General features: G+C 66.2%; 15 protein-coding genes. 5 read left to right on the top strand and 10 right to left on the bottom strand.

The window, feature by feature from the left end:
- Window positions 1-22: 22 nt before the first annotated feature.
- A complete protein-coding gene (locus AKJ09_RS12385) occupies window positions 23-313 on the bottom strand; it encodes a hypothetical protein (RefSeq protein WP_146647398.1) in 291 nt (96 codons plus the stop codon).
- Window positions 314-443: 130 nt separating this feature from the next.
- Here AKJ09_RS12385 and AKJ09_RS12380 point away from each other — a divergent pair, with 130 nt between their 5' ends.
- Window positions 444-1,229 carry an SDR family NAD(P)-dependent oxidoreductase gene (locus tag AKJ09_RS12380; protein WP_146647397.1) on the top strand — a complete coding sequence of 262 codons (786 nt, stop codon included), beginning with the start codon at window positions 444-446 and terminating at the stop codon, window positions 1,227-1,229.
- A gap of 3 nt (window positions 1,230-1,232) precedes the next feature.
- Here AKJ09_RS12380 and AKJ09_RS12375 read toward each other — a convergent pair whose 3' ends face one another.
- The 3 genes from AKJ09_RS12375 to hisD all read right to left on the bottom strand — a co-directional run bounded on the left by AKJ09_RS12375 (window position 1,233) and on the right by hisD (window position 8,696).
- Window positions 1,233-2,303 carry a hypothetical protein gene (locus AKJ09_RS12375; RefSeq protein ID WP_146647396.1) on the bottom strand — a complete coding sequence of 357 codons (1,071 nt, stop codon included), beginning with the start codon at window positions 2,301-2,303 and terminating at the stop codon, window positions 1,233-1,235.
- Window positions 2,304-2,426: 123 nt separating this feature from the next.
- Complete coding sequence (locus AKJ09_RS52885; RefSeq protein ID WP_169927478.1) at window positions 2,427-7,136, bottom strand: zinc metalloprotease; 4,710 nt, start codon at window positions 7,134-7,136, stop codon at window positions 2,427-2,429.
- A 177-nt stretch (window positions 7,137-7,313) separates the two neighbouring features.
- Window positions 7,314-8,696 (bottom strand): histidinol dehydrogenase, encoded by a 1,383-nt coding sequence (gene hisD / locus AKJ09_RS12365; RefSeq protein WP_240488458.1) that lies wholly within the window; start codon window positions 8,694-8,696, stop codon window positions 7,314-7,316.
- A gap of 371 nt (window positions 8,697-9,067) precedes the next feature.
- Between hisD and AKJ09_RS12360 the strand changes: the two genes are divergently transcribed.
- From AKJ09_RS12360 to AKJ09_RS12350, 3 genes are all read left to right on the top strand, one after another.
- On the top strand, window positions 9,068-9,667 hold the full coding sequence (locus AKJ09_RS12360; RefSeq protein WP_240488457.1) for an SMI1/KNR4 family protein: 600 nt from the start codon (window positions 9,068-9,070) through the stop codon (window positions 9,665-9,667).
- A gap of 78 nt (window positions 9,668-9,745) precedes the next feature.
- Window positions 9,746-10,561 (top strand): uracil phosphoribosyltransferase, encoded by an 816-nt coding sequence (locus tag AKJ09_RS12355; RefSeq protein ID WP_146647394.1) that lies wholly within the window; start codon window positions 9,746-9,748, stop codon window positions 10,559-10,561.
- Between the two features lie 108 nt (window positions 10,562-10,669).
- Entirely contained in the window at window positions 10,670-12,076 is a 1,407-nt protein-coding gene (locus AKJ09_RS12350) for a DUF2252 domain-containing protein (protein ID WP_146647393.1), read from the top strand.
- 23 nt (window positions 12,077-12,099) lie between these two features.
- Here AKJ09_RS12350 and AKJ09_RS12345 read toward each other — a convergent pair whose 3' ends face one another.
- The 5 genes from AKJ09_RS12345 to AKJ09_RS12325 form a co-directional block, all read right to left on the bottom strand.
- Entirely contained in the window at window positions 12,100-12,489 is a 390-nt protein-coding gene (locus tag AKJ09_RS12345) for a Rieske (2Fe-2S) protein (RefSeq protein WP_146647392.1), read from the bottom strand.
- Between the two features lie 44 nt (window positions 12,490-12,533).
- Window positions 12,534-13,544: a hypothetical protein gene (locus AKJ09_RS12340; protein ID WP_146647391.1), complete on the bottom strand. Its 1,011-nt coding sequence runs from the start codon at window positions 13,542-13,544 to the stop codon at window positions 12,534-12,536.
- A gap of 9 nt (window positions 13,545-13,553) precedes the next feature.
- A complete protein-coding gene (locus AKJ09_RS12335; RefSeq protein WP_146647390.1) occupies window positions 13,554-14,219 on the bottom strand; it encodes a GNAT family N-acetyltransferase in 666 nt (221 codons plus the stop codon).
- Window positions 14,220-14,250: 31 nt separating this feature from the next.
- Window positions 14,251-15,252 carry a hypothetical protein gene (locus tag AKJ09_RS12330; RefSeq protein WP_146647389.1) on the bottom strand — a complete coding sequence of 334 codons (1,002 nt, stop codon included), beginning with the start codon at window positions 15,250-15,252 and terminating at the stop codon, window positions 14,251-14,253.
- Window positions 15,253-15,321: 69 nt separating this feature from the next.
- Window positions 15,322-18,048, bottom strand: coding sequence for a serine/threonine-protein kinase (locus AKJ09_RS12325; protein WP_146647388.1), 2,727 nt, complete (start codon window positions 18,046-18,048; stop codon window positions 15,322-15,324).
- A 282-nt stretch (window positions 18,049-18,330) separates the two neighbouring features.
- On the opposite strand from AKJ09_RS12325, the gene AKJ09_RS12320 reads away from it, so the two are divergent.
- Window positions 18,331-19,440, top strand: coding sequence for a cyclic di-GMP-binding domain-containing protein, MshE-related (locus AKJ09_RS12320; RefSeq protein ID WP_240488456.1), 1,110 nt, complete (start codon window positions 18,331-18,333; stop codon window positions 19,438-19,440).
- On the opposite strand, the gene AKJ09_RS12315 is transcribed toward AKJ09_RS12320, so the two are convergent.
- Window positions 19,344-20,915 carry a hypothetical protein gene (locus AKJ09_RS12315; protein WP_146647387.1) on the bottom strand — a complete coding sequence of 524 codons (1,572 nt, stop codon included), beginning with the start codon at window positions 20,913-20,915 and terminating at the stop codon, window positions 19,344-19,346. The two genes, AKJ09_RS12320 and AKJ09_RS12315, sit on opposite strands and share 97 nt — an antisense overlap.
- Between the last annotated feature and the right edge of the window lie 41 nt (window positions 20,916-20,956).

Genomic DNA, 20,956 nt, shown 5'->3' with positions numbered 1-20,956 from the left:
AGGCGCAGGCGATGCTCGCGTGTCATTCGTCGCGCATCGCCGGGATCCATTCCTTCGGCAACACGCTCGCATCGAGACCGAGCACGCGCACGATCTCCCGAAGGCGCTGTTTCTCGAGCTCGCTGACGTGGTTGTCGGCGATCGTTGCCTTCCACGTGGTGGTGACGAACTGCTCGAAGACGGCCCGGAGCTCGGTGTTCGAGAGCTCCCCCGAGGCGAGAAACGCCCTGAGCTCTGCGCGTTCGCCGTCGTCGACCTTGGCGTCCGAGAAGATGCGAGCGAGCTTCGTGAGGAGCGTCTGCTTCGGGTCCATGAGCTCGAACGTATCAAAGTTCCGCGCCAGCACGAGTGACGCCGAGGACGAGGGCGAATGACCGATCGATACGCCCGCCGAGCAGACTCTCTCTTCGGTTCATGGTGCCGGTCAGGCTACGCTCGGCGTCATGAAGACGGTGGTGCTGACCGGCGCGTCGATGGGGATTGGGCGGGCGCTTGCGGTGGCATGGGCGGCGCGGGGCGCGAAGCTCGTGTTGTCGGCGCGAAGCGAGAACGCACTCCACGAGGTGGCGAAGGACGTCGTCAACGCGGGCGGCAAGGCCATCGTCGTGCCCGGCGACGTGACCGACGAGAAGTATCGCCTCGAGCTGATTCGCCGTGCGAACGAGGAGGCCGGCGGTATCGACGTCCTCGTGAACAACGCCGGTCGCGGATTCTACGCTCCGGCGCTCCAGATCGACGTCGACCGTATGCGCGAGATGTTCGAGCTCAACGTGTTCGCGCCGCTCCGTCTCGTCCAGCTGGCGGCGCCGGCCCTCGCTGAATCGCGCGGCACGGTCGTGATGATGTCGTCGGTCGCCGGGATCGTCGCGGCTCCGCGTTACGCCGCCTACGCCGCCTCGAAGTTCGCGCTCGAAGCGATCTCGATGTCGATGCGCGCCGAGCTCGCCGAGCGTGGCGTTCGCGTCGTGGTCATCCGCCCGGGGCCTGTCGATACGCCGTTTCGCTCGAACGCCACGAAGGCCGAAGGCGTGCCCGGTTACGACAAGCCCGATCCGCGCGCGCAATCGGCAGGAGCGGTGGCGGCCCTCACGCTTCGTGCGGTCGAACGCGGCGCGCCCGTGGTCGAGACGAGCGCGTTCGTTCGTGTGGCGTCGGCCGCATCGAGGCTCGCGCCCGGGCCGCTGCGCCTCGTGATGAGGCGCATGGCCACGAAGCATCCCGAGGGCTGAGAGCTACTTCGTCTTCGGCTTCGCCGCGTTGTTCGCCGGCGCGGCCTTGCTCGGCTTGATGGTCACCTCGGTCACGTTGTGCATGACGAGCTTCTGACGGTCGGTCTCGTTGCCGGCATCGATGGCCATGTCCAGCGTGACCTGCATGTTGCTCTCGCCGACGAGGCGTGCGAACGGCGTGGTGGCCTTGCCGGTACCTTCGCCCTTCAACGAATCGAGCAGCGCCGTCATGCCTGGCGGCAGCGGGATCGAGCGCATCGGCTGCTTCGCCGGGGCGGACATCGCGACGGTGATGTCGGTCTTCACCGCGTCGGCCTTGAGCTCCTTGACGGAGTAGGTGCGCTTCACGTCGACCATCGCGCCGCTGATCGGCATGCGCGCGTCGACGTCCCACTTGGCGTTCGCGCCGACCTCCTCTTCGGGGAGGGGAACGTAGAGTTCGCGAAGCGTGTCGCGCATCGACTCGAGATTGGCCTTCGCCTTCTCGTCGGCGTTCGGCGGGAGCTCGAACTCCATGTCCGACGTCACGCCGCGGGTCGAGACGGTGGCGTGGGCCTTCATGCCGACGAGGCTCGCGAGCGACTGCTCGAGCTGGGTGCGCGGGCCCTCGTCGAGCGGCACGTCTCGCAGCAGCTCGATGCGTTCGGCCTTCGCACCGAGCTTCGCGTTTCCGTCCGGGAGGACTTCGGCGATCTCGATCTTCATGACCATGCGAGCCGTCGGCATCTTGATCTCGCGACCCATGCGGTCGCCGCCCATGCCCATGCCGAGGCTCATCTTGAGATTCATCTCGAGCAGCTCGTTCGCGCCCGCCTTGAAGACGTAGCGGAGCTGCTTACGCGGTGCCGTGCCGTTCGAGACGACGTGGACGGTCGGCGGGGAAGGCTTGAGCTCGGGCGTCTCCGCGGGCGTCGGCTTTGCGGGCTCGGCCGGCTTCGCGGGCTCGGTCGTCGCCGGGGCGGCCTTGGCTTCCTTGGCCGACGCATTCTCCGGCGATGCGGGCTCAGGAGCCGCGCCACCGCAGGCGACGAGGGCGAGGAGAAGGACCGGCAGCGAGCGAGTGCGTAGGTTCATCACGGCGGAGATAGGGCCTCGCTTCGCGGCCTGCGTCAAGCGACGGGGCACAAAACACCAGCGCCCCGACTCCGAAGAGCCGAGGCGCCCGTGAGTGGACGGTTCAGCCGTCCGCGGCGTCTATCAGTAGACGCCCTTGAGGCCGCCGATGCGGGTGAAGCCGAAGTACGCCTGAGCTTCGCGGAGGAAGTTCGGGACGGACACGTACGACTTCATCTTGGTGCACTCGGCGCTGTTCGCGCACGACGCAGCCTTGACGCCGTTCGTGAGGTACTGAACTTCGCCCTTCGCATCGAGGACCGGCGCGTAGCCGACGACGACGTCGCCGCGCTTCACTTCGGCCGTCACGACGCCCTTCTGGAGAAGCTCGTTCGCGTACTCGAGGGTACGAGCGGCGATGCCCTTCTGGACGGTCTTTCCAAACAGCGTCTCCGTGCCGAACGTCTTGGCGACGTAGATCTTGCCGTCCGGATCGTGGAACTCGATGCGGTTGTCGAAGCCCGGATCCGACTCGATGCCGAGCTCGTAGATGCGCATCTGGTCGAGCCAGTTCGTGCGCTGGTTCTCCGGGAGGTAGAGGAGCGTGAAGAGGATCGCGAACTTCTGCTGCTCCCACCCGACCTGCGGGTCGATGACCGCGCCGACGCCGGTGTTCGTGAGGCCCGTGTTCGCGAAGGGATCGCGGCACGAGAGCATCGCGCCCTGCGGGAAGCACGTCTCGATACCCGCGGTGGGCCACCAGGACGTCTGACCGACGAGCGCGTAGCCCTTGTCGTCGGTATCGGGAGCCGAGGGACCCGTGGGGGTGCCCTTGCCGCGGACGTAGACGCCCTTGATCTGGTCGTCGTTCGTCAGGTTGTTCGCGAACCAGCGACGGAAGCCGTCGGGGAAGACGTCCGCGAGCGAGACCGCGCGGAAACGCGGGTCGACGAAGTCGTCACGGCTCGAGCTGATGAAGTTGTCCGCGCTCTCCGCGAAGAGCATCGCCGTGAAGGCCTTCTCGTAATACGAGCCGACGTTCAGCGTGTAGTCGCGGTTGTTGTCGCGGCCCTTGTCGGTGGCGAGGGCGTTCTCGATCGGGCGCCCGGCGAGCGAGATGGTGCCGAAGCCGCCGGTGACGCCGTTGGCGATCGAGAGGACGGGGTTGCCGCCCTGCGCGAAACCGCCTGCGCCGCCCCTGTCGTCCTGCCAGCGGAGCACGGGATCCGAACCGAGCGGGCCGTGCGCGCCGGGCTGGGGACGCGAGAAGACGTGCGTGAAGTGGTCGAACGCGATCGAGCTCGCGACCGTGCTGTCGACCGCGACCTCCTTGAGGATCTCGGCAACGAAACCCTGCGGGTCGGTGGTGTCGCCGGCGCCGTACGCCGCGACCGTGTCACGCGCGAGGGTGACGTAGAGGCCGATGGCCTTCGCCGAGTCGCGCATCTTCTCGTGGTAGCGGCTGAGCGTGCGATTGAACGCGCCCCAGACGCTGAAGTCGCGACGACCACGACGGTAGCTCGTGAAGATGTGGTTCATCTCCTGCTGAGCGATCCAGAAGTGCATCGTCTCGAAGAGGTCGGCGCCGGCGTCGTGACGGAAGACGGCGACGTTGCCGAGGTCCGCCCAGTCGTCGCTCGCGAAGGCGTGCGGAACGCGCGTGTGCTTCGTGCCCTCGTTGTCGACCGAGAACGCGTGGGTCTTATCCGCCGTGCTCTGGAGCTCGTCCCACTGGACGAAGTCGACGGAGGGCTGGGTGCACTTGGTGGCAACGCCCTGCTCGTTGGTCACGATGTGACCGTCGAGGACGTTGTGCCAATCGCCGTCCTTGTCGGCGTTCCAGTTGAGGGGCTTGAAGGCGTCGACGTCGACGGGCGTGCAACCCTCGATGAGGCTCGCCTTCGCGTCGAGCTGCGAATAGTGGAACGTCTGCGAGAAGCTCGATCCGAAACGGAAGCCGAGGAGGCCGCCGAAGTCGTTCTGGTGGTTGAGCGCGATCTTGCCGGCGCCAATCGTGGGGTTGAAGCGCGCGTCCTTGTAGACCGTGGCGACGTCGCCGTAGAACATACGGGCCGCGCCGAAGTCGTAGACGCCGAGACCGAGGAGGTCCTGCGAAGGCTCACCCGCGTAATCCATCGTGGTCGAGTGCGACCACATGTGGATCATGTTGCGAGCCTCGTTGTCGGTGACGGGGTCCTGCCAGCGCGGACCGACGCACGACGCGCCGTCCTGCGTGGAGTCGTTGCAGAACTTGTCCGAAAGGGCCTTGTCGTTCGTGCGGAGCTGCCAGTACTGCGGGCGGTAGTTCCACGGGTCCGACGAGCCGACGAAGTTGTGGCGGAGCGCGAAGGAGTGACCCATCTCGTGCGAGATGACCGCATACTGCGCGCGGCGGCGGAGGTAGTCCTTCATCTTGTCCGCGCGAGCGTTCTGGACTTCGGCCGAATCGCCCGCGTTGAACGCGCCGAACTTCGCTTCGAGGACGTTCTTGAGGTCGATGTAGCCGAGGGGCGCGGTGGCTTCGTACTGCATGACGCACGCGCCGCGGGCGGCGAGAGCGTTCTCGAGGCGCTGTTCGTACGCGCGGCGGATCTGCGGGTTGAGGCCCTGGAAGATCGACGTCGCCGCCGTAACCTGGGCCGGGTCGAGCTTGACGCCGCCGTAGCTCGACTGGGCGAGCTGCTGGAAGGCGGGCGTGATCGCCTGAGCCTCGAGGGGCGAGCCCTTCACGAGGTTTGCGCGCGCCTGGTAGATGGGCGCGTTGACCGACGGGGCGTCCCACGCGGCCTTCGTCTGGGCGACCTTCTGGAGGTTCGCGATGAGGGCCTCGCGGAGCTTCGATTTGTCGCCGTTGATCTGGAGGTTCTTCGTGGCCTTGTACTTGCCCGGCGTGACCACGTTCTCGGCCGCGTGGAGCGCGTCGACCGTGGTGCCCGCGACAGCGGCGATGCGCTTGTCGCGCTCGTCCGTCGAGATACGAGCCGGGAGGCCGCCCTTCGTCTGGCGCGCCGCTTCGACCCACTTCTCGATGTACTTGCCCTCGGTGATGTCCGAGGTCTGGAGCTCGCCACCGATGTAGCGGAGCGTGTCGACGAGGCCGCGCGAGAACAGGTCGTTCACGTGCGTCCAGACGTTGATGCTCGAGGCAACCTTCTCGCCCGTGACCGGGTCGTTGCCGTCGGACATGATGCCCCACGGCGAGTTGGTCTCGGGCTTCTCGACGTTCGTGACGAGGTTGAAGCGGAGGTCGCCCAGGCGCGCGACGGTGCCGGGCTTGCCGCACACTTCCGGATCCTTGTCGGACACGGGGCCGTGGCAGAGGATGACCATCTGCGGGGCCTGCGCGACCGCGATGACGGCCGGCGTGTAACCACGGCGCTCGCCGATTTCCTTGGCGAGGGCATCGCACTGCGCGGGCGCCGTGCCCTTGATCTCACCGCGCTTGCACGCGTTGATTTCCTTCACGAGGTAGACGGCGTCTTCTTCTTCCGACCAGTTGCCGTGGATGACCTTGTCGTCACCACAGTTCGCGTCCGGCGAGAAGCGCTTGCACTCGGCGTACTTCGCCGAGACCACGGCGACGCGCATCGCGGCGTCCCATTCCTCGGCGGCTTCGCGGGTGGCCTCGTAGTAGAGCTCGGGGCTCTTGTCCGAGTAGTGCCACACGATCGGGGCCGTCTTGCGGTCACGGTACGGGAGCGTGCACTTGTTGTTGACCACGTCGCAGTGCGACATGCCCGAAACCATTCCCGGGAGCTCCGCGCAGTCGTCGTCGACGACGCACTTCAGCTCGCCCTGCATGGTCTCCGGGTTCTTGTACCAGTGGCTGCGCTCCCAGATGTTGTAGCGGGAGATGTAGCGCTTCCACTGCGTGTCGGTCAGACCGTAATCACGCGCGTAGCCTTGGCGCTCCGTGAGGAAGGCGCCGTACGTCTCGAAGCGCTGGCCGTCCCAGTTGACCGGCTCGTAGTCCTTGTCGACGACCTTGCGGAACGAGTGACGGAGGGTGAGCTCGTTCGGGTTGCAGTTCCCCGTGGGAGCGGTGCCGCCCCGAACGATGTTCGGGAGCATGCAGCCCGGCATCGAGAAGCCACCGAGGTCGACGTCCTTCGGAGCCGCGAACACCTTGTTCGTGACGTCGAAGTAACCCTTGTCCGTCTCGATCACGGGCGCGTTCTCGTCGTTCGGGTTCTCCACGAAGATCGGAGACGACGTGTACTGAATCGCGTTGTAGAGACCGAGCAGCGACAGCGTGTCGAAGTCGTACGCCGTGTGAACGAGGTTCTCGGAGAAGTCGACGCGAACGTACTCGCGCTGGTTCCACGGGCGATCCGTGGTGTTCTCCTCGACGACGTTCTGCTCTTCACCCGTCGCCGGGTTGTAGGAGCGGCGGATGTCGAAGTGGCTCTTGACGCGGAACTGGTAGACGAGCACGCCGTCGTTCTGCGCGAGCGGCTTGCTCGGGTCGCGGTCCGCGTTCTTGGGCGTGAGGCCCTTGCCGTCGGTGCCGTCGATGCGCTCGAAGCTGATGCGACCAACGAGGCTTTCGCCGTTTTCACCCTCGAACGACCACTTGATCTTCGACACCGAGTTGATGGTGTTCGTGAACATCAAGAAGTCGGATCCCGACTCGCCGTACGGCACGTCGATGACCATCGTGCGGGCGTAGAACTCGGGATCGTCCGAGGGGTCGTCGAATTTCTCGCCGACGAGGAAGTTTTTCGGAATCGCGTTCAACTGAACGCGGTTGATCGGATCGCGCTCGGAGGCGCACCCGACCATTGCCCCGGAACTGCCCGTCACCCCCAACACGAGGGCTGCTAGGCCGATCCTTCCCAACCACTTCGAATGCATCCCGACCTCCTTCAGACGTCTCGAATCCGACGTCTCTGCCACGACGTCTCGAAACTCGACGTCTCAGTCACGCCCCGCCAACGCGACGGCGCCAAATGCAAATGTCGCTCCGACATCAAAATCGATGGATGTCGGCTACTTTTTACGAATTCGACTCCCCCCCGTTAGGACACTCACTCAGTCTCGCGCGGGGGGCTTGTCAGCACCCGAACGCGGCACAACGCAACGGACACTGACCGCCCGAGCATGCGCTTCGAGCCCTTCGAGTCGGGCCAAAGCACAGATCGTCCGCTCCTCTCCCCGCAGTGCATCCGCCGAGTAGCGAATGAGGGAAGTACGCGCGACGAAGTCGTGCACCCCCAGCGGAGAACCGAATCGAACCACCCCTCCCGTAGGAAGCACGTGTGAGGGGCCGGCCACATAGTCTCCGGCCGCCTCTGGCGTCAAGCGACCCACGAAGGCTGCACCCGCGTTTCGGATCGACACCAAGAGGGTCTCCGGCGCGTCGACTTGGAGACTGAGGTGTTCTGCCGCGATCATGTCGGCGGTCTCGGCCATCGCCTTGCGGTCGGCGACGAGGAACGCCTGCCCGTGGTGCTTCAGTGCTTCGCGCGCAATCGCCGCGCGAGGAAGGCTTTCGAGCTGCGTGGCGAGCTCACGCTGCACGGCTTCGAGCAGGTCTGCGCGATTGGTGACGAGGAAGCAGTACGCGTCTTCGTCGTGCTCGGCCTGCGAGAGGAGATCGGCTGCGACGACAGCAGGGTCAGCGGTTTCGTCCGCTACGACGAGAATCTCGCTGGGGCCTGCGATGGAGTCGATGGAGACGGCGCCGTAGACGAGGCGCTTGGCGCACGCGACGTAGGCGTTGCCCGGGCCGACGATCTTGTCGACTTGCGCGACGGTCTTGGTTCCGTAGGCGAGTGCCGCAATGGCCTGCGCACCGCCGGCATCGAGGATGGCGGTCACGCCCGCGAGGTGCGCGGCGGCAAGCACGGCGTCGTCCGTCGCGTCACCGGCGAGGGGCGTGGCGAGAACGATTTCGTCGACGCCCGCGACCTGCGCGGGAATCGCGCTCATGAGAACGCTCGAGGGATAGCGGGCCTTGCCGCCGGGCGCGTAAACGCCAACGCGACGAAGCGGTCGCACGCGCAGGCCGAGGCCGATGCCACCTTCTTCGTAGTGGAAGCCCTGGACCGACGTCTTTCCGTCGAGCAGGAACGTCGCGCCGAACATCGCCTGACGTTCGTGCTCGTGGAAACGTCGAATGCGAGCCGCGGCGTACTCGAGCGCGTTGCGTGCTTCGGCAGGAAGACGAGCGAGCGCCTCCGCACCTCCGTAGTCGCGCAGCAGGAGAGACCGCGGCGCCCGTCGCTCGAACTTCTCGATGTAATGGAGGACGGTGGCGTCCCCCTCGTGCCGGACGTGGTCGAGGATCTCGCGGACCACAGGCTCCGCTTTCGAAAAGTCAGCTTCTCCACGCCGGCTTGCGCGGGCGAGAGCATCCACGAACGCGTCGGTTCCAGCAGAAATGGTGAGGAGCATCGAGCGGCGCGCACTCATAGCGCAACCACGTCTGAAAGCACGCCTCTTCCATGGGCGCTGGTTCGACTTTAGTCGTCGATAACTGTCTGAAATGCCTCAGCTATCGCAGCATGATTGGCGCTGTGGGCTGTGGTGCATTGCGACATTGGCGGCGCCCGCCCCCAAACGCGTCTGGCGACGCAGCGTCGCAAGCGTGGTGGTGCGCAAGCGCGACCATACCTTCGCTCGCAAAGCCATCGCCCCAGAGGGCCGACGATCGTATTAAAATGACTGGGTTTGGGATATCCGAATCTAGGTAAGCAGTGCTAGGTTAGGAACCCTTCGCAACGCGCTGACTCCATGCGTCGTGCGTGTCGTCGAATGGCTTGTCGTTACGGACGAGGGCTCCTGTGGACAGTGATCTCGCAGATGCGGTCGAGAACCTGAAGGCGGTTTTTCAGCGCCGGAAGATCGAGTGTACGTTCGGAAAGACCGACAAGGCGGTCGTCGAAGAGCTCCGCAAAAAGCTGCGGATCCCTTCCCGATACAGAAGCTTTCTCGTCTCCGCGGATCCGGTGAAGGTGGAAACCGTCACCCCGGTCGAGCGCGTCCGCTTGCTGCCTATGGCTGAGCTCGAGAAGGCTCAGACGGCGGTGACCGCTCCGTCCGAAGGTGGGGGTAACCCGCCCGCCGACTGGAAGTCGTCCTGGGTCGTGATCGCGGAGAGCTCGCTCCTCGGCGATCCCTACTTCCTCGACGTCTCCAAGCCGGACCCGGAGGGCGACTGCCCGGTCTACACCGCGATGAGCGGTCAGGACCGCTGGGTTCCGACCCTTGCGGCGTCGAGCTTCGCCCAGTTCCTCCGTATCATCGCGACGGCGATGGAGATCGCGCAGGGCTTTGGCGACGCGATCATGGACGACGAGGACGAGGACAGCTTCCGCGAAGCGCTCGGCCCCAAGGTCAAGGTGATCGACGCAGCGGCGCTGCGGGCCGGTCACTGGACCTGAGCGCCAGTCGCGCACCAGCATATCGGCGCCTGAATCGGCGGTCGTAGTGCCGCACGACATGAGCTATAGCGATGGCTCATGGTCGAGATTGCGTACGCGCAGAGCCGTTACCGAGCCCCCGAGATCGAGCACAAGTACGGACCGAACGTCCACTTGATCGACGACCCGGTTGCTTGGACGCAGCTCGCGCGTTTGTGTGCGCGTGAGACGCTCCAGCCGGCAGTTGGTCAGCTCGTCCGCGCGCTCTACCAGAAGCTCGCCCAGGTCGTGCTCGCGCAGGAGTTCCCGCGCGAGCGCGTCGCCGTGCCCACGCGCATGGTGATCAAGTCGCCCGAGGCCGTCTATCGCGGCGTCGCGCTCGACCCCAACGCGCAGTGCGTGACGGTGGGCATTGCTCGCGCGGGCACCATGCCTTCGCAGGTCGTCTACGATCTGTTGAACGAGGTGCTCGATCCTGCCGGCGTGCGTCAGGACCACCTCTTCATGTCGCGCGCAACCGACGCCGAAGGGCGCGTCGTCGGCGCGACGTGGCACGACGCGAAGATTGGTCGTGACGTGGAAGGACGCATTCTTCTCGTCCCCGATCCGATGGGCGCGACGGGCTCGTCGATCAACAGCGCGCTCACGCACTACAAAACGCGGCTCGAGGGAACACCGAAGTCATGCATCACGATGCACCTCATGGTGACGCCGGAGTTCATTCGCAATGTGCTCAAAGAGCACCCTGACGCGATCATCTACGCGCTTCGCCTCGACCGCGGCTTGAGTCCGGCAAAGGTTCTCTCCACCGTCCCCGGCACGCACTGGGAGGAAGAGCGCGGGCTCGACGAGCACCAATACATCGTTCCCGGCGCTGGTGGCGTCGGCGAGATCCTGAACAACGCCTGGGTCTGAGCGCGTAGCGCGAGCGCGCGCAGCGAGCGCATCGGATCGCTAGGTCCAGATGCTGCAGGAACCTTCCGAGCAAGTCCGACCGTTTCGGACATCTTCGCGGAGGGACTCATGACGCTGTCGGCAATTCCCGTCGAACCCATTCACCGTTCTCACGCGCGGAGGGCGGAAGAGGAGCCTGCGGAACGTCGCGCTGCGGGCAAGAAGCTGCGCGAGAGCGTGCCTCGAAAGGCTCATGCGAGCTGGCAAGCACCAGTGGGGCGCCGTGATCCGGTGGACTTGCTCGTCGAGACGTCGGCCGGGCGCGTGAAGGAGCTCTTGCCCATTCGCTACGGTCGAATGATGTCGAGCCCCTTCGCGTTCTACCGTGGAGGGGCGGCTCTCATGGCGGCGGACCTCGGGGGCACGCCGAGCACGGGCATTCGCGTGCAGGCCTGCGGTGACTGCCACCTCGTCAACTTCGGCGGGTTCGCCACACCCGAGCGACGGATCGTTTTCGACATCAACGACTTCGACGAGACCCTTCCGGCGCCATGGGAATGGGACCTGAAACGCCTCGTGACGAGCGTCGTCATCGCCTCGCAGCACAACGGCTTCGACGCCGCTGACGTACGAGAGGCCGCGCTCATGACGGCGCGCTCGTATCGGCGGCACATGCTCGCCTTCTCCGAGCTGAAGACCCTCGACCAGTGGTACCTCAGCATCGACGCCGAAGATCTCATCGACTCCATCCCATCGAACAAGAGGCGCGAGGGGATTGCCAAGCGGATCGAGCGCGCCGAGGAGAAGGGATTGCACGCCGACCCCATCCCCAAGCTCACGGAGGTCCTGAACGGCGAGCGCGTCATCAAGGACTCTCCGCCGCTCATCTTTCACCCCCAAGAGATGCAGAGGCCGGAGTTCGAGCAGTTCTTCCTCGACTCGTTCGAGTCCTATCGGAACACGTTGCGCCCCGATCGGCGCGAACTGATCGATCGCTTCCACGTCCAGGACTACGCCATCAAGGTGGTCGGTGTCGGAAGTGTCGGCACGCGTTGCGGCATCGTCCTGATGATGGCGGCGGACGACGACCCGCTCTTCCTCCAGATCAAGGAAGCGTGCGCCTCAGTGCTCGCCCCGTATGCCGGCAGGAGCCTCTTCGACAATCACGGCGAACGCGTGGTGCAGGGCCAGCGCCTCATGCAGGCTGCGAGCGACCTCTTCCTCGGTTGGAGTGTCGGGCCGAAGGGTCACCACTTCTACGTGCGGCAGCTGCGCGACGTGAAGATCAAGCCTCTCGTCGACGCGTTCAATCCGACCCGCATGAAGTACTACGGAGGGGCGTGCGGTTGGGCGCTTGCGCGCGCGCACACGAAGTCGGGTGATGCAGCCTCGATCGCCGGCTACCTCGGTAAATCCGAGCGCATCGACGAGGCCATGGTGGACTTCGGCGTCGCCTACGCACGTCAGAACGAGGCCGATCATCAGGAGCTCCTTCGCGCCATTCGCGAGGGCAAGATCGAGGCGCGGCCCGACTGAATCAGTGGCGGAGGAAGAAGGAGTTACGCCTTGGAAGCGGCTTGCTCCACCCGCTTCCGCTCCTTCTTCTTCAGCATCTTGCGATGTCTCTTGCGGGCCTCGATGCAGAGGAGGCCGTCATGATCGGTCTCGACGTCCACCTTGCAGAGACCGCACGGGACGTCCTTGCCCGCGTCGTCGACCACCTTGCCCGTACCGGGATCGAACGTCGCTCCGTGGTGAGGACACAAGATGCGTCCCCGCTTGAGACGGAGCGGGACGATCGCGAGATCTTTGTGCGGGCACACCGCGACGTAGGCCTTCACTTCGCCGCCAATTTTGACGACGCAGTAGGGAACACCGTCGTGGACGACGAGATGCGGTTCAGCCTCCGGGAGCTCCTCGGTGGTGGCGATGACAAGACGCGTACCCATGCGGGGCGCTCGTGCAAGTCCCGTGCGAATGTCCGCTCGAACGGCTACTTCTTCTTGTGACGTCGCCGGTTGTGTTTGCTGACGAGCGCGAGGTAGTCCGGCATGTCGAACGCCGTATCGCCCGGCGCTCGTTCCTGCGCTTGCGCCGCGTACGCAGGTAGTCGCTCCACCATCGCGCGCAGCTCGTCTTTCGCCGGCACTGTCGGATCTCGTTGCCACCCTTCGAGGGCGGAGGTGAGCTCCGGAATCTTGGTGCCAGCGAGATGGCCTCGCTTGACGAGATCGGCGTAACTCCGAGCGAGCCCGTCGCCGTCGAAGCGGTGCTGCGTCACGAGCTCGATCGCCACGCGCAGCACACCTTCGGCGTTGAGGCGGCCGTCTTCGAAAACGACGAATGCAGCCTGCAGGTAATTGTAGAACGGCACCACGCGCGGGCCGTAGACGTAGAAGTCGCCGGGGGGCGTCTGCTGCTCGAGATGGATGAGCACGCGCTCGACCGCGTCTTCGTGCTTGAGCGTATGGATCGACGTCAGGACGCCTTCGATCACGTCATCGTAGACGCGACCACGCTGGCAGATCTCGCGCACGAGGTCGGGGCCAGCACGCCCCGCGACGACGTCGGCATAGAGCGAGTAGACGAACGCGTCAGCCTCGGCGTCGTCACCGAAGAGCGTTTCGTGCACGCCCACGGCGCTTTCGCCGGCCATCGTACGCGCACTGACCAACGCCGGCAGTTTGTAGCCGAGCTGATCGCGAATCGCGCGGAAGCGCAGACGCAGCACGTTCTTCAAGTTCGGCTTCAGAATGAAGCTGTCCCAGCGGATGCCGTCGAGGCGCAGCTTGTCTTCGAGGCGCCGTCGCATCTGCTCCGGTGAGCCGGAGAGAATGTGGATCGATACGCCGGTGCGCGACATCTCGCGAAGCAGGGTGGCGGCACCCGGGTTGGTGCGCTTCTCGTCGGCGCGCTCGAACGCGGTGCGCACCAGGTCACGGACCGTGTCGAACTCGGTCCGAAGGTACGTCTTGTCGAGGTCCCAGCGCGAGATGTGGCGCACGACCTGGCTCTAGTCCTTTTTCCTTCGCGGCGCAGGTTCGGCGCGCAAAGCTTCGACGACTTTAGCTGGCGGTGGGCGCTTCAAGCGGCGAGGGGGCAAGAGCTCCGCTTCGCTCGGCACCTTCTTCGCGAGGAAGATGGCCGCGTCGAGCTTGTAGAAGTTGCGCGAGCGGTAGAACTTGAGCGCGTTGTCGTTGTTCTCGGCGACCTCGAGGACGAGGTGCGTGCATCCACGGACGCGCGCGAGGTGCTCGATTTGCTCGAGGATGAACGCGCCGATGCCCTGGCCCTGGAGCTCCGGATGCACCGCGAGCTCCTCGACGTAGAGCGGGCGCATGTCACGGTTCGAGAAGTACCGCTGGTTCATCCAGTTGTCGGTGCCGACGATCTCGAACGCGCACTCGGCGTAGCCGACGATGATGACCTTCTTGGCGATGGTCGCCTCGAAGAGGAGCTGCTCGACGCCCTCCTCCTCGTACACCTCGAGGAATCGCTTCTTCAGCCGCGGGCGCTGGTACTCGACGGTCTCTCGGTTGACGTCACGGAAACAGAGCTTGAGGAATTCCCAGGTCCGGTTCAGGTCGCGGCGGTGGATGCGCCGGACGCGCACCTCCGGAGGGGTGCGAAGGGAAGTGTTCGACGTCGGCTCCGGCGGCGGTGCCTGCTCGCTCGGCATGGGCGGCCCAGCATACCCCAGGTTGGGGCCCTCAGGGATTGCAGGCGGCGCCGGCTCCGCGGGCCACCGGGTTGCAGGCTCCCATGCCGAGGCCGGCGCAGGAAACCTTGGTGGAACGGCCCGCGGCGCAAAAGACGACGGATTTTCCGGCGTCGCCGCATTTCGCAGTCATCTCCCTGTCACACTCCATGTCGGTTGGAACCGTGCAGGCTGCGCGGAGACCCATTCCGGTGCAGCGCAGGCCGGAAGCTCCGCAGTCCGTGACCTTGATCCGGCCCGGCCCACCCTCGGGGCTTCCGCACTCGACCAGGCGATCACCTTCGCAGTGACGCGCGCCGAGCATCTCGCACCGGCGACGGCCGGGAAGCTCGCACGAGGCCGTCTGCTCGCCGTTTTCGGTCGCGCGCTCCTGGCAACTCGTGCCGGGTTTGCATGCGATTCGCTCGATGGCGCCGTCGCGGCACGAGATGACCGCATCGGCGCCGTCGCATCGCGCTTCGGGGGCGCCGAGAGGGCATTTCTGGAGGGAAAAACAGCCACGGATCGCGATGCCGCCGGCGCTTCGCTGCTCGCGACAGTTCGCGCCGAGAGCGGCGCAATCGATGACGCTGGCTTCTTCGCCCTCGTCGCCGCAGCTCACGAGACGATCGCCGTCACACGCGGTGACGACGCCTTTGCGTTCCGCACAGAACGAAGCGACGCGGGCATCGCCTCCGCCACGCTGGCACGCCTCGACCTGCTCGCACGTCTTCGCCTCTGCGAGACACGTGCGGAGTGGATCCTGGGCCGTCGGCCCTCCACGACCGAGCCACCAGTCGACGCACGCACCGGGGCTGCGGAAGCGCTTCGCGTCGTCGAGTTGTGTGCAGGATGCAAGCCTGACGCACGCGGACGCAGCCTTGGCCATCCACGCTGGATCCTTCGCGACGGGCGGGGCCGCAGGAGCCTTCGGGGGAGGCTCTTCGCCTCCGCACGCCACGAGCCCGACGAGCGTGCCCGCGAAAGCCCATGCTCGTCGGTAGCGGAACTTCATCCCTCTTCGCGTCTAACCCGGCGCGGCGGGGCTGTCACCTTTTCGCGCTCGCTCACGCTCGCTCGCGCTTCAGACGGCGATCGACTTCTTCAGGTCTTCGAGCGAGTGCAGGAGCTCGTGTGCGCCGGAGGCAAAGGCCAGCTCGAGGGCCTCGAGCAGGAACCGGTGGGCCTCGTCGTTGCGGTCGCGAATGGCCGAGACCTGGGCGAGCGCACCGAGCACGCGTGCGCGATCGCTGCCCGACGGACCTGCCATGTCGAGGGCTTCGCGCAGCACGCCTTCGGCGTCGGTGAAAGCTCCGGCGGCCGTGAGCACTTCGCCGAGCTTGCGAGCGAAGATGAGCACCGCGCGCATCGGGTCGTCGAGCTCACCGCGGAAAAGCTCACGACGCGCGAGGTCGAGACCACGACGGAGCGCCGAGATCGACCCGCCGAGGTCCCCTCGGGCGGCGGCGCGGCTCGCCACCTGCTCGAGCAGGATGAGCGCTTGGAACGTGTTCTGCGCGCTGTATTCGTGGAGTGCGCGCGCCTCGAGCGGCATGCCGTTGGCTTCGCCGATTTCAGCGCAGGTGGCGTGCAGGCTACGACGAACCGCGGCGGGGATCGTCGCGAGCACGACGTCGCGGATCAGCGGATGCGCGCAGCGGAAGGTCATGCCGCTCTGCTCAATCATGCCGGCCGCTTCGAGCACGTCGGTCGCGGGCGTGAGGTTCGTTCCCTCCGTGACGAGGCGCGCGATGATGCCGTCGTCGGCGTTGTCGCCGTAGACCGCGATGGCCTGGAGAACGCGGCGCGCATCCGGCGGGAGGCGTTCGACGCGGAGCGCGATGAGGTCGGCGAGGCGCGTGGGCGCGCGGCCACCTTGTTCGCGCGAGAAGCGAAGCAGCTGGTCGACGTAGAGCGGCGCGATGCCACGACCGCCGATCGTGGAGCTCGGCTTGCTCGTTCCGGCGAGGAGCCGCGAGACCATCCCGGGCGCCAGGCCCATGAGCACGCGCGCCGACGCGGTGCTGGCGGGCCACCCCGGGTCATGGCCAGGCGGATAAGTCACCACGAGGAGCGAAGGAACCAGCGGCGGCTCACCGACGGCGTCGGCGAGGGCCGTGCGGCTCGCGCCGTCGATGGCGTGGAGGTCGTCGACGGCGAGGATGACACGCTTGCCGCTCGCGCTGAGGCGTTCGCTCGCGCGCACGATGGCCCAGCGAAGTGCCTCGGCGACGGCGAAACGGAGCTCGTCGCTCGAGAGCTCGCCACGGCTTCCGTGCTCGAAGATGTCGGCCAAGCCACGACGAGCCTCGGCGCCCGCCGCGGACCAGTCCTTGGTGGTGCCGCCGTTCGTGGGAAGGTCCGCGAGCGTGACGATGGCGTTGCGCACCGCCGCGTAGCCAACCTCTGCCCAGCCGGGATCGGGACCGATCTCGACGACCTCGTGACCGCCGTTGCGAACCTTCTCGAGGAACTCGCGGAGGAGGCGCGACTTGCCCATGCCGACGTCGCCCACGATGCGCGCACCGACGAGCGAGCTACGGGCGTCTTCGAGGCGATCGTCGAGCCAGGCGATGTCTTCCTCGCGGCCCACGAATTCCAGGGGGAATTGCGCGCGGTCGCGATCGACGACGATCTCGCGTCGACCCGTGCCGGGCTCGATCGGAACGAGATTGCTCGGCGGCGGCGGCACGCTGGGCGCGGGCGGCGACATCGTCGGCTGACCGGCTCGCACCGCGGGCGGCGTGTGGATGGCGTGACCGCACTCGCCGCAGAACTTTTGGGTCGACGGGTTCGACGCGCCGCACGACGGGCACTTCACGCCGCCGCCGGGCAATGCGCGCGGGACCGTCGACTCGATGGTCGAGAGCGCGTCGGCCAGAGCCTCGGCGAACTCGTCGGCGTTGCCGAAGCGGTGGTTCGGCTCCTTCGCGAGTGCCATGAGGCACACGTCGGAGAGGAGCGACGGGATCATGCGCTCCGGAGAGACCGTCCGCGGATCGGTGGGCGTCTCCGTGATGTGCATGAGCACCACTTGCGTGGGGCTCTCGGCCTCGAACGGGAGCCGGCCCGTGAGGAGCTGATAGAAGATGACGCCGACCGCGTAGAGGTCGCTTCGCGCATCGAGCGGATCGCCGCGGCCCTGCTCGGGGCTCATGTATTCGGGCGTTCCGCACACGATGCCGGGGCTCGTGATGCTCGGCGTCGTGGCCTCGACCTTCATCTTCGCGAGGCCGAAGTCGACGACCTTGACGAAGTCGCCGCCGGTTCGAACCTGCTCGAGGATGATGTTCTCGGGCTTGAGATCGCGGTGGATGATGCCGAGGTGGTGCGCTTCGGAGAGCGCGGCGAGCACCTGGCGGAGAATGCTGACGATGCGCCGGAAGGAGAGGGGGCCTTCCTCGTACTGGACGCGCGCGAGGTCCTTCCCGCGCAAGAACTCCATGACGAGATAGAGCTGCCCGTCTTCGGTCTTGCCGAAGTCGATGACGCCGACCGAGTTGGGGTGGTTCAGCCGGCTCGCGGCGCGCGCTTCCGTGATGAAGCGAGCCGCGGCGTTCTCCTCGCCCACGAGATGCGGGTGGATGATCTTGACGGCGACCGTGCGCCCCAGATTCGTCTGCTCGGCGCGGTACACGCGGCCCATGCCGCCGATGCCCACGAGATCGAGGATGACGTAGCCGCCCGGCAGGGTTCGGCCGATGAGCGGATCATCAGGCGTCGTAGCAACCTTCCCGACGGGAAAGCCACACGAAGGGCAGAACTTGTGCGTTTCCTCGCACTGGTTCTGGCACTGAGGACAAGTCCGCATTCCCACAACGACCCTAGGGTAACGGCCAGGCTATCACGGCGAAAACCCGCAGAAAGACCTATTGCATAGGTCAATGGCGACACCCCTACGGCAGGCCATTCTTCCGAGGAATTCGGGGATGCGACCTCGCCAGCGTGGGCGCTGGGACCGCCGATGACGCACTGGCTCATGCGTGAGCGCCTCCGCTCGGCGCGTCCTCCGAACAAGCCCGGCCGCAGACAGAAATGAGAAGAATCCGTTGATGATTGGCCTCGTCGCGCTCGGTCCCGCTACGATTCCCCTGTGATCGGAGATCCGAGCGCGCCGCCGATGGGCGGCGAGGTCATGCCGCGGCGTGTGCCCCTGGGTGAGCTTCTCATCCAAGCCAAAGTCATTACTCAGGAACAGCTCGCGGAGGTCCTCGCGTCACCGCGCGAGCCCGGCAAGAAGATGGGGCAACTCCTCATCGAGCGCGGTTGGCTGAGCGAAGCGCAACTCACGCAGACGTTGAGCCTCCAGCTCAGCGTGCCGTGGGTGTCGCTCTATCACATCGATTTCTCGCGGCAGCTCTTGAACCGCGTGAGCCGTGACCTCGCCGAGCGTTACTGCCTGATCCCCATCTTCGTCCGCCACGTGAAGGGGCAGGGCGAGACCCTCTACGTGGCGATGGATGATCCGACGAACGAAGGTGCCCTCTCCGAGGTCTCGAAGCAGGCCGCACTTCCTGCGCGCCCCATGATCGCGTCGGCGTCGGACATCCGCAGCGCGATTCGCGTCTACTACGGCGAGCCTTCGACGCCGCAGATGGTCGAGATGCCGCTATCGGGCGACGTGCTACCGACGACCGTTCGTGAAGGCATTCGCGAAGGTCGTCGCGAGGTCGCACCGCCCGTTTCGACGACGACACCTGCGGTCCGTGTGCCGTCTCAACCGCCGCCTGCTCCGCGTCGTTCGTCACCTCCGCCTCCGCTTCCTGCGCGCGCACCCAAGCCGCCGTCGTCCGATCCCGACATGGCCGATGCGGCGCCGCCGACAACACGATCGACCCCGCCTTCGGCTGCCGCGCCCCCTCCCGAGAATGCACCGGTCCGTCCGGCGGTACGCGAGAGCAGGCCGGACGAGGGCACTGCGCGACGGCGCGGGGGCAAGATGGTGGCGCTCACGCTCCTCGACGGCACCACGATCAACCTGCCTTCGCGTGCGAGCCGCAAAGAGGCGTTCGGCCCGCAAGAAGGGCTCACCGCACGGGACTTCATCAGCGCGCTGCGCGCGAGCTCGCAAGGCGCTGACGCTGCCGAAGTGCTCGGTGAAAAGCCTCAATGGGAGCCGGTCGTCGCCGCGCTCCTCTCGATCCTGCTCCGCAAGGGTTTGATCGCGGATTGGGAGTTCGTCGAGGAGCTGCGCAAGATCTGAACGCCGAAGTTCAGGACCAGCTCGTCCTGCCTCGTCTCACTGCTCGCGCACACGAGGTTCTCGTGGTCACGCCCGTCGAGGGCGAGGTGCTCGACGTCGCTTTGCGCGTTCCCCCAAGGCAGCCGGTAGCCGACGAGGCTCGGGCTCGCCTGGACCATCTTGAGCGCCGTGGCGGTGTCGTTCGCACCGCCCGCGGTAACGATGAGCGTATCGATGACGCCTTCCTCGGCGCCGGGGACCGACTCGAAGGTCACCGCGCCGGTGGCGTCGGTCGTCTGCCGATCCTGACGTGAAAAGCCGTCCGTGCCGGTGATGGACAAGTCGAGCTCGACGCCCGCTTTCGGCGGCGACACCGTTGCGTGCGGAACGTACGGTTGTCGGACCTCGACCTTCACGGGGGTGACGGTCAAGCTCACCTTGTCGATGTCCGTCTTCTTCGGCACGAGCGCCTGGAACAACTGATCGGCCGTTGGATTCGAGAGCGCCCCGTTCGCGGTCGACTCCCAACCGTAAAACGCGCCCGCGCCGCCTTGTCGGAACACGTCTCGAAGCGACCTGGCGTCGGGATCGTCCGAAGGAGCAACGGCACCGGCGCTGCTCGGAGCGTCCACGAAAACCACGCTGTTCGGATAGGCAACGTTCGCGAAGAGCGTCGGTGCGAGGGTCCAGTACGTCTTTCCACGGAGGGAGGCGAGGCCTACGAGGTCACGAACGCGATCGCGTCCGAGCACGTCGGAGATTCGAGCGAGCGTGCCTTCGCCGAACTCGATCTCGGTGACGAGATGGCTGCCGAGCGTGCCGTCGAGGGCCGTCATGAGTGCGCCTTGCGTCGAGACGTAGAGCACGCCGCAGCCATCGAGAGCCGCGAGGAGCGTCGCGAGGTCGTCCGCCGTCTTCAGTCCGAATCGTTCGATCGTGAAGCTGACGCGCTCGAGCGAGGCTTGGATCGTGTCGAAGCGCTGCCCGAACGATTCGGTGAACGCCGAGACGAGGCACGCCTTCGTCACCCGCGGATAGGTCGTGGCCGTGCACCGAACGGAGCCGCCGCTCGCGGGGAGAAGCGGACTCGAAATGCGTGCGGCGAGCGACGACGTCATGGGCGACCACTCCGCGCGTTCCTTGCCGGCGACGAACACGTTCGCGCGAGCGCCCGACCGAAGCGTGGCGGTCAACGTGCCGCTCGTTTCTCGCAGCCCGACGTTCGCGACGTCAGCGTTCGAACGCAGGTTCGCCTCGAGCGCGGCCACGGGGTCGAGCGCTCCGTTGTGCACGTAGCCTTCGAAGTCGTCCGAAGCCTTCCGACCGAGCTCTGCGGCCGGTTGCACTTCGTCGTAGAGGGCCTGGTCGCCGGGCGAGAGGCCGGTGGGAGGCGACGTACTCGCGTCGGTGCCTCCTTGGTTCTCGCTCGAGCTGCAGGCCGCGGCGACCATGGTCAGCGCCAGAGCGCATCCACACGTGCGAATGCCGCAACGCATGCGTGACGTGCTGCGAATCCCACGCCAGGCGCGCGCGTGCG

It is taken from the genome of Labilithrix luteola, assembly GCF_001263205.1.
Taxonomy (GTDB): domain Bacteria; phylum Myxococcota_A; class Polyangia; order Polyangiales; family Polyangiaceae; genus Labilithrix; species Labilithrix luteola.
This window is presented reverse-complemented; position numbering and strand designations above follow the sequence as displayed.